This window comes from Streptomyces sp. NPDC006925, assembly GCF_042869575.1.
Classification (GTDB): domain Bacteria; phylum Actinomycetota; class Actinomycetes; order Streptomycetales; family Streptomycetaceae; genus Streptomyces.
Genome location: NZ_JBIAGB010000039.1, coordinates 4843 through 19841, shown reverse-complemented (window position 1 = coordinate 19841; position 14999 = coordinate 4843). Strand labels below are relative to the sequence as shown.

The following is a 14999-nucleotide window of genomic DNA, read 5'->3' as shown; positions in this document are numbered from 1 at the left end:
GAACGGCCGGCATCACCACGTTGGCGAACACCAGCAGACACCTGCACAGGTGGTGAGACTGCCTTCCCTGCCTTCCAAGGTGGTGGCGCCCGCCTGGCCTCCGGATACACACCATGCGGATTGGGCAGCGGCGTGGGCACGCGCGGACCGCTGCAGCATGGGTGGGTAACCTCCGGTGATCGGTGCCGTCGATGATGCCGGGTCAAGGTGGCGCCGAGCTGGTCGACGACCTCGGTGCGGGTTCGAAGCCGCATTCCGCGGCTGTCGGTGCGGCCCCGCTCGGCAAGCAGAGGTCGCACCTCACCGATGGCCAAGGGCGCGATGGTGGAGCGGTCGACGCCGAACCAGCAGGCCGGCACATCGTGCGGGCTGGCGTGACGGAAGCGCGTGAGGTGGGTCAGGAGACGGTCGACGAACACCAGCGAGTGCCTCGCATCGGCGCTCACCGCCTGTTGTGCACGACTTTGTCAGAGTTCAATCGGGCGATATGCCAGGGCCTTGTCGACCACTTCTTCAGCCGTCAACTTCGGATAGTGATAATAGATCAGGTCTGTGACGCGCGGGTGAAAGACACTGGATTGCAATTCCTCGACGAGGTGATCCTCTTCTTCTTCAGGAAGATCCGCAGCGATGAGTTTTTGTACGATTCTGATCAGCTCATCGCGTGATTTTTTCGGCATTGCGCGCACTGCCCCTCTACGTCGTGAGAATTCTTGATTCTAGCCGTTTCCGAAATGATAGTTTCCGCTGAGAATTTCCTTGTGGTATCGCGGTGTTACTACGGCTATGTTGTCGAGATCATACACGCCCCCGCCATGCTGGATCGGGTGCATATGGTGCAAGATGTATCTGCCTTGGCCATCGTGCTGAGACGCCGGGGTGAAGGGGGATTTTCCCCCCGCCATGGCGGTCTGCCCAGATTTATCGAACTGCTCAGCCAGCTCTGGGTGCCGTGAGACTTCCTCCCAGAAGGCTCGACGGAAGTCATCGAATTTGGTGAACTCTCTCCCTTGGAGTTCTCGAGCCACCTGACCGGGTATTCGTCCGGCATTTCCGTCTGACCCCCTCAGCCATTGCCCGGAGACATCGGGAAGTGAGCTTCCTCCTGTAGCCGGTCCGGGTGTATTCCTGAGGTCCTTCGCGCTCTTGGCAGACCCTACTGGGCAACCGGAGAGTCCCAGCGGATCCACGAGCTCATGCGGGTTGACCACATACGCCACAGGGTTCGGTGCCGGTGCCAACCCCAGAGGGTCGGGGGAGAGGTAGCGGGCGGTTTCCGGGTCGTAGTGGCGGAAGTAGTTGTAGTGGAGCCCCGATTCGGGGTCGAAGTACTGGCCGGGGAAGCGGAGGGGAGTGTAAGCGGTGGCGTCCGTGTTCCAGGTGGTGGTGCCCCAGAGGGTGGAGCGGGTGTGCCAGGCCGTGGCGCCGGACTCGGTGAGCAGCGCTGTGGGGGTGCCGATGAGGTCGGTGACGATGGCGAAGAAGCGGGAGTCTATTTCCCGTTGAGAGGTCTCGTCGGTGATGCGTTCCGTCTGGGAGATGGGGTGGAGGCCCTGGTGGTTCCAGGTGAGCGTCACCGGGTGGGAGGTCGGGCCGGTGGTGGTCTGTTCTATGAGGGTGGGGCCGTCCCAGGTGAAGTCCACCCGCTCGGCATCGGAGCTCTTCGCGGTGCGGCGGCCCAACGGGTCGTAGGCGTAGTTCCACACCGCCCCGTCCGGGGTGGTGACCCGCGTCAGGCGGTCCTCCGCGTCCCACTCGTAGCGCCAGGTGTCCGGCCGCCGGGAGAGGTTCTTCTTCTGGCGGCACACGACGCGGCCCCCGGCGTCGTGCTCGTAGCGCAGGCGGCCCGCCGTATGGATGCGGGTGCCGGTGTAGGTGCGGGGGCCGCGGGCTTCCGGGCTCGCGTGTGCGGCGGGCCAGTCGGCGGTCGTCTGGTTGCCCGCCTCGTCGTAGGCGTAGGTCTCCGTCCAGTCGCGGGCGCTGACCCGTGTGACGCGGCCCGCCGTGTCGAGGGCGAAGCGGCTGGTGCCCTCGCGGGAGTCGTCCACCGCGATCAGGTGGCCGTCCGGGCGGTAGGTGTAGGAGCGGTGCCAGTCCAGCTCCGCCGCCGTGCCGGTGAGGGTCTGGCCGGTCAGGCGGCCTGCCGGGTCCCAGGTCCAGAAGAGGGAGGCCCTCCCGTCGATGTCTCGCTGCCGCTCGCGGCCTGCTGCGTCGTAGGACGACGTCAGGGTGTGGCCGTCGGCCGTTACCGTTGTGCGGTTACCCGCGGCGTCGTAGCCGTAGCGGGTCACCGAGCCGGTGGGGGTGGTGCGGCGTACCGGGCGGCCCAGCGCGTCGTACGCGTAGGCGAGCGCACGGCCGCCCACGACCTCGGTCTTGAGGCGGCCCGCCCGGTCGTACTGGCGTAGCAGCTCCACGTCCGGGTTGCGGGCCTCGACCAGGCGGCCGGCCGGGTCGTACGCGTACGTTGTCACGGTGCCGGCCGCGTCCTTGGCCGTCATCCGGCCGAGCACGTCGCGTTCGTAGGCGATGGTGTCGCCGAGCGGTGTGGTGCGCGACGTCAACTGACCTGCTGCGTCGAGAGTGTAGCGCTGGATGCGGTCGTCGAAATCGGTCTCCGCGACGAGGCGGTCGGCTTCGTCGTAGTCGTAGGTCCAGGTGAGCCCCTGGGGGTTGGTCACCTCGCGGAGCCGCAGCCGGGTGTCGTGGGTGAAGGTGTGGCGCACGCCGTCGGGGCCGGTACGGGCGATGAGCAGGTCGAAGTGGGTGTACTCGTAGCGCGTCTCGCCACCTGCCGCGTCCACGTGGCGGAGGCAGTTGCCCTCGCCGTCCCACTCCCAGCGTTCCGTGGCGCCGTCGGGTGAGGTGCGGCGGCTGAGGTGGCCTTCGACCGTCCAGGACAGGTGGGTGGTGTCACCGAGTGGGTTGATGACGGTCGTAGGGCGGCCGAAGGCGTCCCGGCGGTACGTCGTCACGGCTCCGGCCGGGTCGGTGATCTCGGCCGGCAGGCCCGCCGCGTCGCAGCGCACCCGCATCACCTGCCCGAGGGCGTCCGTCACCGAGGTGAGACGGCCGGACTCGTCGTACGTATAACCGGTCGACGCTCCTGCGGGGTCGATGGTGAGCGTCCGGTTGCCGCGTTCGTCGTACTCGTGCCGCCACACCGCGCCGTCCGGCTCCGTGACTTCGGCCGGGATGCCGAGAGCGGTGTAAGTGATCGAGGTCGCGCTGCTGTCCGGACGGATGACCCGTGCCACGCGACCTGCTCCGTCCCGCTCCAGCCGGGTGGTACGCCCCAGTGCGTCGGTGTGGGAGAGCACGCGGTGGTGCGTGTCGCGCTCGATGCGACTGGTGGCTCCCGTGGGGTCGGTGATGGCGACGACCTGGTCGCGGGCGTTGATCAGGTGGTAGGTGGTCTGGCCGAGGGAAGTGGTGACTTTGGTGACGCGGTGGCCCGTCTTCGGATCGGCCAGGCTGTAGTCGAAGGTCGCGTGCATGTGGCCTTCGGTGCCGGACTGCCACACGCAGCGGTCGTGCTCGTCGTAGGCGTACTCGTAGTGCGAGTCGTTGGTGTCGGTCCAGGAGATGATGCGGTCGGCGTCGTCGTAGCCGAAGCGCATCGGGCGGCCGGTGGAGCCGGTCACCTCGGTGAGGTTGCCGTGCCGGTCGTAGCCGAAGCGGACGATCTGCTGGTCGGTGCCGTCCTGTGCTCCACCGGCCAGCAGGAGCCCTGTGACGCGGCCCAGCTCCGCGTCGCTCTCCACGCGCACGTGGTAGCCGCCGGAGTGGACCAGGGCGAGCGGGGTGCCGTCCTCGTCGTACTCGAACGTGATCCGGTTGCCGTTCCGGTCGGATATCTCGGCGAGCAGGGCCACGCCTTCGCGGTCGGCAAGGTCGGCCGGGGGCGTGAACCACCTCGCCAGGCCCGATTCCGGGTCGGTCAGTACGTAATCGCCATCCGCGCGCAGCCGCAGCGGCCACTGCGGGCCTCTGCCGGGAAGTACCGGATCACCGCCCGGCTCCGGGCGCGGGTAGGCGACCAGCAGGCTGCTCTCCCCGTGGAAGACGACGCCCTCGGCGTCGACTTCCAGGCGCTGGTCGAGTGTGCTCGACCAGGCCGGACCGAACCACCGCCCGGCGCGGTAGGAGGACTCGAACTGGCGGCGGAAGGCGAGGGGCAGGATGCCTGGCAGCGCCAGGTCGGTCTGCGGCAGCAGCATCCGGCCGGTGGCGAAGTCGACCGGGTCCTCGCCGCAGGGCCGGCTGCCGTCGGGGCGAGTGTGGTTGTCCGGCTCCTGCCTGAGGGACGTGCGCCCCGGACGCTCGGCGGCATGCTCCGCCTTCCGGGCCAGTCGTGAGCCCTTCGCCGCCGCCCCCGCGGCCTTGCCGCCGCCTCCGGTGAGGGCGTCGAAGCCCAGGCCGCCGAAGAACGCCTCCGGATCGTCGAGGAAGCTCCGGTACGCCTGCTTGAGGGCGATGTCCGGGTGGGTGGCCAGGGTCTTCATCCCGGCCACCGTGCTGTTGAGGTTGGTCTGGTAGTCGTCGGGGTTGAGGAGATTGTGCGCGTTGATCGGGCTCATGCCCTTGGCGAAGTTGACCGCTTCGGAGCCCGTGTTCAGAAAGCCGCCGATACGGTGCTCCATCGCCAGCAGCCCGCCCTTGACTCCGCTGCGCACCTGCGCTCCGTACGAGGGCTTGGCCGGAGCCGCGTCACGAGCGGCCTCCATCAGCTTGTTGGCGGCCCGTGCCGCCTCGTCCCGCTGGCGGCGGGCCTCCTTCAGCTTCTCGCGGGCCTCCTGCATCTTGGCCTCGCCCGGGTCCTTTGCCGGAGGTTTGTCGGGGAGCGAGCCGGGCACGCGGTCTTCCTTCGGCGTGTCGTTGTACGCCTCGACCGCGTCGTTGTAGAAGGTGACCTTCGTGCTGTGCTGCTGAGATGCCTTCTTGCCCTCGTTGTAGAGCTTGATGGCATCCTTGGCCTCACCCTGTGCCCAGCGCACGGTGCCGGCGAAGTCGTTGAAAGCACCCTTGGCCTTCTCACAGGCGTCGGCAGCTTTGAACCACAGGCGCGGCTGAACGTCCACCGTCCGCCGGAAGGCGTCGGCCGCCTCCCCCTTCAAGTGCTCCGAGTCCAGACCCTGCAAGGCGTGGCCCACCCGGTTGAACGCCTTGTGGAAGTCCCGCAGGTGGTCGGCCGTGGACTCCAACGTGGAGGGCGAGCCGTGGACGAGCTTGTTCGCCTCCTCCGTCTCGCCCAGCTCCCGCTCCTGGACATCACCGCCGGTCTTGTTGGTGACAAAGTCACCCGCGTCGCGGACGAACCTGGCTCCGGGCTTCCAGCCCAGCTGGTCCAGCTTGTCGGCGAGCAGGTCCGAGCCCTTGCCGACGACCTCGCCGCCCTTCTCGACGGCACCCTCGATCTTGTCCTCGACAGGGTCGGGGGTGAAGTCGTGGTAGGCATCCTTGGCAGCGTCGGTCGCCTTGTCGACGAGATCTCCCAGCCCCATCAGCCGGCGCCTCCGTCGCCGCCCTGACCGGGCTGTCCCTCGCCCTGACCGGGCTTGCCATCGACCTGACCGGTAGCCATGTCCACGAACCCGGCCCCGTCCACCCCCTTCTCGGAGGCATACGGATTACCGAGCGGATTCAGCGCGTTGACACCACCCTTGATCGCCCTCGACCGGAAGCGGTCCTCCTCCCAGGACATCCCCGCCGCCAGCCCCAGCCGCTCGGCGATGCCGTCCGCATCCGCCATCAAGCCACGCACCCCCCACTCCCACCGCTCGCAGAACCCCTCGAACGACTGGCACAGGGCATCGTCACCGACCTCCATCTTGGTCAGCGACATCTCCTCGAAACCACTGCCCTGCGCCGCATCCACATCCGTGCCGATCTCACGGAGTTCCTCCAGCGCACCTTTGATGCCCTTGGTCAGCCCGTCGACCGTCTCCTTCGGGACCTGCAACTGACCCCTGTGTGCCAACTCGTCCTTGAGCCTGTCGCCGGACAGCAGCGGCCGGCCGTCGTCACCCATAGCGTCCCCCCAGGAGCTGTCTCCGATCGAAAGAACACCGTATCCGAAAGCGACAGTTCGAACGCGTGCTGTAATGGGCAGTCGTCGGGACCTGCACCGGTACGGTCGGGGCCACGGTCCAGTGCTGGGCAGCGGCTCGGCTACTCCCGCTTCCCCAAATTGACGGCTTGGTATTCCGTACCCGCCGATCCGCCGTGGTCGTGCTCCCGACGGGGCTCAGAACAGCAAGCGGACGACCGGTATCACCACGTAGACGAAGACCAGCAGGCTTCCCACCGCTGCCGCGATCACCCGTCCCCGCGTGATCCTCCCCTTGCCCGTGCCCGCCGAGCGGGGTGGTGCCCAACCGGCCCCGGGGTGCGCTCCGTACGGGTTGGGCGGTGCGGTGGGAAGGCGCGGGGGCCGCTGGGCCATCGGGCGGTGACCTCCGGGGCTGGTGGGTCGGGAGGGACGCTTGCTGCTGCGCTCGTCCGACCGACGGTGTGCACCTGGTGTGCCCCCGGTCGCCGGATCCGTCGGGCGGTCGGGTGCGTCGGCTCGGTCTGATCACCAGGTCACCAGGTCATCAGGCCGCCACGCGGTCGGATCTTCAGGATAGCGGCCTGTGCGGGCCCTTCGTGTTCCGGCCGCCACACTGCGAGGACGTGCGCGGATGCGTCGGCGACGGCTGCCGCGGTCGTCCGGTCGGCCGCCCGGCCCCCGGTACGGTCAGGCCGGGGCGTTCCGGGAGCGGAGGCGGCGGAGCATCCGCGGGTCGGTGAAGCCGACCTCGTGCGCGGCGGTGTCGGTGGTGGCTCCGTGGGCGAGGAGGTGCTCGGCGCGTTCGAGGCGGAGGGTCTGCTGGTAGCGCAGCGGGGTCAGGCCGCCGGTGGCGCGGGTGAACAGGCGGGTCAGGGTGCGGGCGCTGACCCCGGCGTCGGCGGCCAGTCGGTCCAGGGTGAGGGGTTCGGCGAACCGGGTGTCGATGAGGTCCTGGACGCGGTGCACGGTGTCGTCGAGGTGCGAGCGGTACCGCAGGACGGCGCTGGCCTGCGGCTCGTCGCCGTTGCGGCGGGCGTAGACGACCATGCTCCGCGCCACCTGCGCGGCGAGCGCGGGGCCGTGCCGTACGGACAGCAGGTGCAGGGACAGATCGATGCCGCTGGCGATCCCGGCGGAGGTGACGACCCGGTCGTCCGTGGTGAACAGGACGTCGCGGACCACCGTGGTCTGCGGGAAGCGGCGGGCGAGTTCGTCCTGGAGTTCGTGGTGCGTGGTGCAGCGGCGGCCGTCCAGCAGCCCCGCCTCGCCCAGTGCCTGCGCCCCGGAGCAGACGCTCGCCACCGTGCCGCCGCCTGCGTGGTGCGCGGCGATGCGGGCGAGCGTCCCGTCGCCGAAGGGGGGCGGGCCGCGGCGCGCGGAGTGCCAGCCCGGCACCACGAGCAGGTCGTCCCGGTCCAGGTCCGGGGGCCATGCGGTCTCGGCACCCAGTGGCAGGCCCTGTGCGCTGTGGATCAGCTCCCGTTCGCCGACGTAGTCGAGCCGGTAGGGCCGGCCGAGCCCCGCCGCGGTGCTGAAGACCTGGGCGGGGCCGGCGAGGTCGAGCAGGTGGACGCCCGGGGCGAGGAGGAGGACGACGCGGGTCACGCGGACGATGCTGCCAGGTGTGCGGGGTCCCCCTCCACCGGACCGGCCGCCGCTCCGGTGTCCGGTCCGCCGTCCGGTCCGCCGTCCGGTCCGGCCGCGAGGTCGGTCTCCTGCTCGGCCTCCCGCTCGGCCTCCAGCTCGGCGACGGTGGTGATCCGCGCGAAGCGGTCGCGCAGTACCGCCACCGTCCGTTCGACGACGGCCTCGGCGCTCAGGCCGCCCACGGGGTTGGTCGTGGTGGCGTCCACGGCGAAGGAGACCCGGTAGCCGAGGTCGCTCGCGACCCGGGTGGTGGTCTCGACGCACTGTTCGGTGCGGATGCCGCAGACGACGAGCTCGGTGACGCCCGCGCCGGTCAGCAACTGCTGCAGCGGTGTGGTGGTGAACGCGTTGTGCGAGGTCTTGTGCAGCACGGGTTCGCCGGCGGACGGCTGGTCGAGTTCGGACATCAGCCGCACATGGCCCTGCTCCGGGTCGAAGACGTTGCCGCTGCCGGGTTCGGTGTGCAGTACCCAGATCACCTGGTCCCCGGCAGCGCGGGCGAGCCGGACGAGCCTGTTCACCGGCTCGGTGATGTCCGGATCGGCGATGGTCGTCCAGAGGTCGGTACGGGCCCGGAAGGACTCCTGGACGTCGATGACAAGCAGCGCTCTGTTCATGCCGACAGTCTGGGCGGCGCCGGGACGCCGCTGACAGGCACGATCGGGGCCGGTGGCGGAACGATCCGGTCACCCCCCGGCCGCGGGTGCCTTCCCGTCTCCGGTTCTCCGCCTGCCGCTCCGCCTCCACTTCGTCCTGGTGTTCCCGCCGTTGCCGGTCCGGACCTATTGCCCCCCGCGTATTCCCGCCCGTAGCCTCTCGCGCAGTTGTGCAGAGCGAAACGCACGTTGCACATGTTGCAACTCGGCATGCTTGGGGGTCTCGTCGTGACGGTCGTCAAGGGCAGACAGCACAGGAACGGGCGACGCCTTCTCGCCCCGCTCATGGCACTCGGGATGGCGGCCGCAGCGCTCGCCGGATGCGCACCCGGCACCTCCGGCGGCGAGGACGGCGGGGACGAGAAGAGCGGCACGGTCCGCGTCTGGCTTTTCCGCGAAGTCGGCAACAAGCCCAAGGAGAAGGTCGTCCGGAAGGTGGCCGACCGGTTCGAGAAGCAGCACGAGGGCGTGCGGGTCGCGGTGCAGTACATCCCCGTCGACAGCCGGGCGGAGAAAATCAAAGGCGCCTTCAACGACCCCGACTCGGCGCCGGACGTCATCGAGTACGGCAACACCGACACCGCCGGATACGTCGCCGACGGCGGACTGGCCGACATCAGCGCCGAGTTCGCGAAGTGGGACGCCGCCGACGACCTCGACCCCACCGCCGAGAAGTCCGTCACCGTGGAGGGCAAGCAGTACGGCGCGCCGCTCTTCGTCGGGGTCCGCGCCCTCTACTACCGCACCGACGTCTTCGAGGACCTGGGCCTGAAGCCGCCCCGCACGCTGGACGAACTGACCCGCACGGCGAAGAAGATCCACGCCGAGCGCGAGGACATGTACGGCATCGCCGTCGGCGGCGCCTACACCTACGGCGCCATGCCCTTCCTCTGGGCGCACGGCGGCGCGCTGGCGAAGAAGGACGGCGAGGGGGAGTTCCGGGCCGCCGTCGACGGCCCCGAGGCGCGCAAGGGCATCGCCGCCTACGCCGCCCTCTTCGGCGACGGGAACTGCCCCGCGGCCAAGTGCGCCGCCATGGGCGGCAACGACACGGTGGAGGCGTTCGCGGGCGGCAAGGCCGCCATGGCCATCGGCGGCGACTTCAACCGGCAGGCGATGGAGGACGGCGCGGCCGCGGGGAAGTACGCCGTCGTCCCGCTGCCCGGCACCGAGCAGGGCAGCGTCGCGCCCGCCTTCGCCGGCGGCAACAATCTCGGCGTCCTCAAGAGCACCCGGCACCGCAGCCTCGCCGTCGACCTGATGGAGCAACTGGCGGGCAAGCGCACCCAGGAGCGGCTGTTCGACGCCATGGGCTTCCTGCCGACCTTCGCCGACACCCGCAAGAAGGTCGCGGCGCGGGAGCCGTTCGTCGGGCCGTTCGTGGCGACCCTGGAGGCCGGTACCGAGTTCGTGCCCGTCAGCCCGGCGTGGGGCCGGATCGACGCCTCGCAGATCCTGCCCGGGATGTTCCAGCGGATCGTCAGCGGCAAACAGGACGTGGCCGAAGCCGCCGCCGACGCGGCCGGGAAGATGGACGAGGCGTTCCACCGGTGAGCGTCCGGCACCGCACGTCCGCCCGCGCCCCCGCCCGGAACGGCGCGCCCGCCCGGGATCGCGCTCCTGCCCGGGACCGCGCCCCCGTCCGGGATCGCGCGCCCGCTCGCGCCCGGCCGCTGCGGCACGCCGGCTGGACGCCCTGGCTCTACCTCGCGCCCGCGCTCGTGGTGCTGGCCGGGCTGCTCGTCTACCCCGTCTACCAGCTCGGGCTGATCTCCGTGCTGGAGTACACCCAGGCGCAGGTCAGCGGCGGGGAGCCGACCAGCTTCCAGGGGTTGGCGAACTACGCCGAACTGTTGGGCGACGCGCAGTTCTGGGACGTGCTGCTGGCTACGGTGGTGTTCGCGGGCTGCTGCGTGCTGGGCACGGTGGCGGTCGGCTGCGGGCTGGCCGTGCTGCTCACCCGGATCCGGGCGCTGCCCCGGCTGCTGCTGATGCTCGCGGCCCTCGGCGCCTGGGCCACCCCCGCGATCACCGGTTCCACCGTGTGGGTGTTCCTCTTCGACCCCGACTTCGGTCCCGTCAACCGGATGCTGGGGCTGGGCGACCACTCCTGGACGTACGGGCGGTACAGCGCGTTCACGCTTGTCCTCCTGGAGGTCGTGTGGTGCTCGTTCCCGCTGGTGATGGTGGTGACGTACGCGGGCATCCGGGCCGTTCCCACCGAGGTGCTGGAGGCCGCCGCGCTGGACGGTGCCGGGGTGTGGCGGACCTGGCGCAGCGTGCTGGCGCCGATGCTGCGCCCGGTACTGATTGTGGTGACCATCCAGTCGGTCATCTGGGACTTCAAGGTCTTCACCCAGATCTATGTGATGACCGACGGCGGCGGGATCGCCGGGCAGAACCTGGTGCTGAACGTCTATGCCTACCAAAAGGCGTTCGCCTCGGCCGAGTACAGCCTCGGTTCGGCAATCGGCGTCGTCATGCTGCTGATTCTGCTCGCCGTCACGCTGATCTATCTGAAGTTGCTCCGCAGGAACGGGGAGGAGATATGAGCACGAGACCGGGAGTCCGCGCGCGGGCGCGGCGGCCGTGGCGTTCCGTGGCCGACGGCGTCGCCGTGCTCATCGCCGCGGCGGTCGCATTCCCCCTCTACTGGATGGTGCTCTCCGCGTTCAAACCGGCCGGGGAGATCCGCTCCGACCGGCCCGTTCCCTGGACGCTCTCGCCGTCCCTCGACGCGTTCCGCCGCGTCTTCGCGCAGGAGGATTTCGGCCGCTATTTCCTCAACAGTCTGCTGGTGGCCGGCACGGTGGTGGTCGCCTCGGCCCTGCTCGCCTTCCTCGCCGCCACCGCCGTCGCCCGCTTCCGGTTCCGGCTGCGCACCACGCTGCTCATCCTCATCCTCACCGCGCAAATGGTGCCGGTCGAAGCGCTGACGATTCCGCTGTTCTTCCTCATGCGGGACATCGGGGCGCTCAACACCCTCCTCTCCCTTGTCCTTCCGCACCTGGCCTTCTCGCTGCCGTTCGCCATCTGGATGCTGCGCGGATTCGTGAAGGCCGTTCCCGAAGCCCTGGAGGAGCAGGCGTTCATCGACGGAGCGAGCCGGACGCGCTTTCTGTGGCAGATACTCTTCCCGCTCGTCCTGCCCGGACTGGTCGCCACGAGCGTCTTCTCCTTCATCTCCACCTGGAACGACTTCCTCTTCGCCAAGTCGTTCATCATCAGCGCGACGGAGAACTCCACCCTGCCGATGGCGCTGCTCGTCTTCTTCGACACCGAAACCCCCGACTGGGGCGGTGTGATGGCCGCCTCCACGGTGATGACCGTGCCCGTGCTCGTCTTTTTCGTCTGCGTGCACCGCCGCCTGGTCTCCGGGCTCGGCGGGGCCGTGAAATAAGGAGGACCGAACATGTCGGCCACTGGCTGGGCGGGGCTCGTCCCGCGTGCGCGCGAGGTGCGGCAGGACGACGGCCCGCCCTTCGTGTGGGGGAGCGGCACCGCGCTCGTCGCCGGCCCGGGGGCGCGCGGCGCCGCCCGCTGGCTGCGCGGCCTCGCGGCGCTCCCCTGGCGCGAGGGCCCCGGGACGCCGGAAGGCCCCGGGGCGCCGGAGACCGCGGAGCACTCCGAGCACTCCGAGCACTCCGAGCACTCCGAGCACCCCGAGCACCCCGAGAACACTGTCGAGTTGCGCATCGACCCCGGACGCGCCTCCGAGTCCTATCTGCTGCACGTCACCGCCGATCGGGTGCTCGTGGCGGGCGGGGACGCCGCCGGGGTGTTCCGCGGGGTGCAGACACTGCGTCAACTGCTGCCGCCCGCGGCGTTCCGCCGGGCCGCGACCGCCGACTCCTGGGAAGTGCCGGCCGGCGCCGCCGAGGACGCCCCGAGGTTCGGCTGGCGCGGGCTGCTGCTCGACACGGCCCGGCACTTCGTGCCCAAGGAGGGCGTACTGCGCACCCTCGACCTGCTCGCCCTGCACAAGCTGAACGTCCTCCACCTCCACCTGACCGACGACCAGGGTTGGCGGATGGAGATCCGCCGCCACCCCCGGCTGACCGAGGTCGGCGGCTGGCGCTCCCGCACCCGGGTCGGCCACCGGGCCTCCCCGCTGTGGGACGAACGCCCGCACGGCGGCCACTACACCCAGGACGACCTGCGCGAGATCGTCGCGTACGCGGCGGAGCGGCACATCACCGTCGTGCCCGAGATCGAACTGCCCGGGCACTCGCAGGCCGCCATCGCGGCGTACCCGGAACTCGGCTCGGCGGACGGCGGCGCGCAGGTGTGGACCGACTGGGGCGTCAGTCCGCACCTGCTGGCTCCCACGGACGAGGTGCTGCGCTTCTACGAACAGGTGCTGGAGGAGGTGCTGGAGGTCTTCCCGTCCCCGTTCGTGCACATCGGAGGTGACGAGACGCCCAAGGACCAGTGGCGGGAGTCGGCCGTCGCCCAGGAGCGCATCGCCCGCGAGGGGCTGCGCGACGAGGAGGCCCTCCAGGCGTGGATGGTGCGGCACTTCGACCGCTGGCTCGCCGAACGCGGCCGTCGGATGACCGGCTGGGACGAGATCCTCCAGGGCGGCACGCTGCGGGACGGGCTCACCCCGGGAGCGGTCGTCTCCTCCTGGCGGGGGTACGAAGGGGGCGTCGCCGCGGCGCGCGCCGGCCACGATGTGGTGATGTGCCCCGAGCACGAGCTGTACCTCGACCGGAGGCAGGCGCCGGGCGAGGACGAGCCCGTGCCGCTGGGGTACGTGTCCACGCTGCGCGACGTGTACGAGATGCAGCCGGTGCCCGCAGAGCTGGAGCGGGAGGGGCACGCGGAGCGAGTGCTGGGGGTGCAGGCCAACATGTGGACGGAGTGCGCGGAGAGCGTCCAGCGGCTGGACTACCAGATGTTCCCGCGGCTCGCCGCCGTCGCCGAGCTGGCCTGGTCCGGACCGGGCCACGCCTACGACGATTTCGCGGCGCGCCTGGCGGACGCGCACCTCGCCCGCCTCGACGCCTGCGGGGTCGCCTACCGTCCTGCCGCCGGGCCCCGGCCCTGGCAGCGGCGGCCCGGGATTCCAGGGCGCCCCCTGGAGTGAACAGACCGCCCGGCACTTCCCTTTCCCCGGCGTTTCACTCCCGGCGCGGGTCAAACGGTGCGAAAGGGCCCATCCCCGGCCCTCGTGTCAGGCGCGGGCCGAGATGTGCCAGAGTTGCCTCGTCCGGGCTGTGAGCACGTACCGTACGGCAGTGCAGCCGGGAGCCCGGTATGTCGGGGAAGGGGCAGCAAGGTGAGCACGCACGTACGGCATGCACCAGACGGCGAACGAGCCGCGCAGGCTGTGCCCCCTGCCGTCATGCTGCCCGCCACGCTGGAGGAGGCCGTCTCGGCGCTCTCCGCGGTACCCGCCGCCGTACCGGTCGCCGGGGGCACCGACCTGATGGCCGACGTCAACTCCGGCCACCTCCGCCCCGCCGCACTGGTCGGCCTCGGCCGGATCAGCGAGATCCGCGGCTGGTCCTACCAGGACGGGCACGCCGTACTCGGCGCCGGACTCACCCACGCGCGCATGGGCCGCCCCGACTTCGCCGCGCTCATCCCCGCGCTCGCCGCCGCGGCCCGGGCCGCCGGACCCCCGCAGATCCGGAACGCGGGGACGCTCGGCGGCAACATCGTCAGTGCCTCGCCCACCGGGGACGCGCTGCCCGTGCTGGCCGCGCTGGAGGCCACCCTCTCCATCGCGGGCCCGGAGGGGGCACACCGCGAACTCCCGGTCAGCCACCTGCTCGCCGGAATGGACATCCTCCGGCCCAGCGAGGTCGTCGGCTATGTGAAGGTTCCGCTGCTGCACGCCCCGCAGACCTTCCTCAAGGCCACCAGCCGTACCGGGCCCAGCCGCGCGCTGGCCTCCGTCGCCGTCGTCCTCGACCCGATGCGGCGCGGCGTGCGGTGCGCGGTGGGCGCCGTCGCACCGATGCCGCTGCGGCCGCTGGAGGCCGAGCAGTGGATCGCCACCCTCATCGACTGGGACGGCGACCGCTCGCTGGCCCCCGAGGCGCTGACCGCCTTCGGCGAGTACGTCGCGATGGCCTGCATCCCCGACCCGCTTCCGGCGGGCCCCGAGGAGAACCCGGGGCCGGCCCCCCAGCTTCCGCCCGCGGCGCTGCACTTGCGGCGTACCGTGGCGACACTGGCCCGCCGGGGACTCGGGAGGGCTCTCGCATGAGCGGCACACCACAGGCACCACAGGGCAACGGGAACGGACACCGGAACGGGGGCGCGGGACCGCACGCGGGTGCGGAGCCGCACGGACATGTGAACGCGCACACGGACACGGACGAGTACGGCAACGGCGCGGGCGGCGCCGCACAGTACGGCGGCGATCCCTGGGCCGCGCAGGGCGCCGCACCCGACCCGTACGGCCGGCAGCCGGAGCCCGACCCGTACGCCCAGCAGACGGAGCACGGGCAGCACGTGCCCAGGAGTTGGGGCGGCGGCGAGTACGACGCGGACGCCACCGCCTTCGTGCAGCTGCCCAGCGGCGGGGGGGGGGGGGGGGGGGGGGGCGGGCCGGCCCGCCCCCCGCGCGCCCGCGCCCGCGCGGGCCCGCGCCCCCCCCCCCCCACCCCCCCCCCCCCCCCCCCCCCCCCGCC

10 protein-coding genes and 1 pseudogene are annotated in these 14999 nt (G+C 70.8%); 6 read left to right on the top strand and 5 right to left on the bottom strand.

The window, feature by feature from the left end; translation table 11 throughout:
* Positions 1 to 182: 182 nt before the first annotated feature.
* Complete coding sequence (locus ACFYNS_RS30815; RefSeq protein WP_388606179.1) at positions 183 to 668, top strand: hypothetical protein; 486 nt, start codon at positions 183 to 185, stop codon at positions 666 to 668.
* A 51-nt stretch (positions 669 to 719) separates the two neighbouring features.
* On the opposite strand, the gene ACFYNS_RS30810 is transcribed toward ACFYNS_RS30815, so the two are convergent.
* The 5 genes and pseudogenes from ACFYNS_RS30810 to ACFYNS_RS30790 form a co-directional block, all read right to left on the bottom strand.
* Positions 720 to 5504 carry a putative T7SS-secreted protein gene (locus tag ACFYNS_RS30810; RefSeq protein WP_388606177.1) on the bottom strand — a complete coding sequence of 1595 codons (4785 nt, stop codon included), beginning with the start codon at positions 5502 to 5504 and terminating at the stop codon, positions 720 to 722.
* The gene (locus ACFYNS_RS30805; protein ID WP_360294044.1) at positions 5504 to 6031 is read right to left on the bottom strand and encodes a hypothetical protein; all 528 of its coding nucleotides are present in this window, start codon (positions 6029 to 6031) and stop codon (positions 5504 to 5506) included. Before ACFYNS_RS30805 ends, ACFYNS_RS30810 begins: the two co-directional genes overlap by 1 nt.
* 216 nt (positions 6032 to 6247) lie before the next feature.
* Positions 6248 to 6445 (bottom strand): hypothetical protein, encoded by a 198-nt coding sequence (locus tag ACFYNS_RS30800; RefSeq protein ID WP_388606175.1) that lies wholly within the window; start codon positions 6443 to 6445, stop codon positions 6248 to 6250.
* Positions 6446 to 6739: 294 nt separating this feature from the next.
* Complete coding sequence (locus ACFYNS_RS30795; RefSeq protein ID WP_360294039.1) at positions 6740 to 7657, bottom strand: DJ-1/PfpI family protein; 918 nt, start codon at positions 7655 to 7657, stop codon at positions 6740 to 6742.
* 110 nt (positions 7658 to 7767) lie between these two features.
* Positions 7768 to 8316 (bottom strand): annotated as a pseudogene (locus tag ACFYNS_RS30790) (cysteine hydrolase family protein); the annotation flags it as partial.
* 324 nt (positions 8317 to 8640) lie between these two features.
* Between ACFYNS_RS30790 and ACFYNS_RS30785 the strand changes: the two are divergent.
* The 5 genes from ACFYNS_RS30785 to ACFYNS_RS30765 all read left to right on the top strand — a co-directional run bounded on the left by ACFYNS_RS30785 (position 8641) and on the right by ACFYNS_RS30765 (position 14572).
* Positions 8641 to 9909, top strand: coding sequence for an extracellular solute-binding protein (locus tag ACFYNS_RS30785; RefSeq protein WP_388606193.1), 1269 nt, complete (start codon positions 8641 to 8643; stop codon positions 9907 to 9909).
* Complete coding sequence (locus ACFYNS_RS30780; protein WP_388606172.1) at positions 9906 to 10907, top strand: carbohydrate ABC transporter permease; 1002 nt, start codon at positions 9906 to 9908, stop codon at positions 10905 to 10907. Before ACFYNS_RS30785 ends, ACFYNS_RS30780 begins: the two co-directional genes overlap by 4 nt.
* The gene (locus ACFYNS_RS30775; protein ID WP_388606171.1) at positions 10904 to 11755 is read left to right on the top strand and encodes a carbohydrate ABC transporter permease; all 852 of its coding nucleotides are present in this window, start codon (positions 10904 to 10906) and stop codon (positions 11753 to 11755) included. Before ACFYNS_RS30780 ends, ACFYNS_RS30775 begins: the two co-directional genes overlap by 4 nt.
* Positions 11756 to 11767: 12 nt before the next feature.
* Positions 11768 to 13444, top strand: a complete 1677-nt coding sequence (locus tag ACFYNS_RS30770; RefSeq protein ID WP_388606169.1) for a beta-N-acetylhexosaminidase — start codon at positions 11768 to 11770, stop codon at positions 13442 to 13444.
* A 258-nt stretch (positions 13445 to 13702) separates the two neighbouring features.
* Positions 13703 to 14572 (top strand): FAD binding domain-containing protein, encoded by an 870-nt coding sequence (locus ACFYNS_RS30765; RefSeq protein WP_360294027.1) that lies wholly within the window; start codon positions 13703 to 13705, stop codon positions 14570 to 14572.
* Positions 14573 to 14999 lie beyond the last annotated feature (427 nt).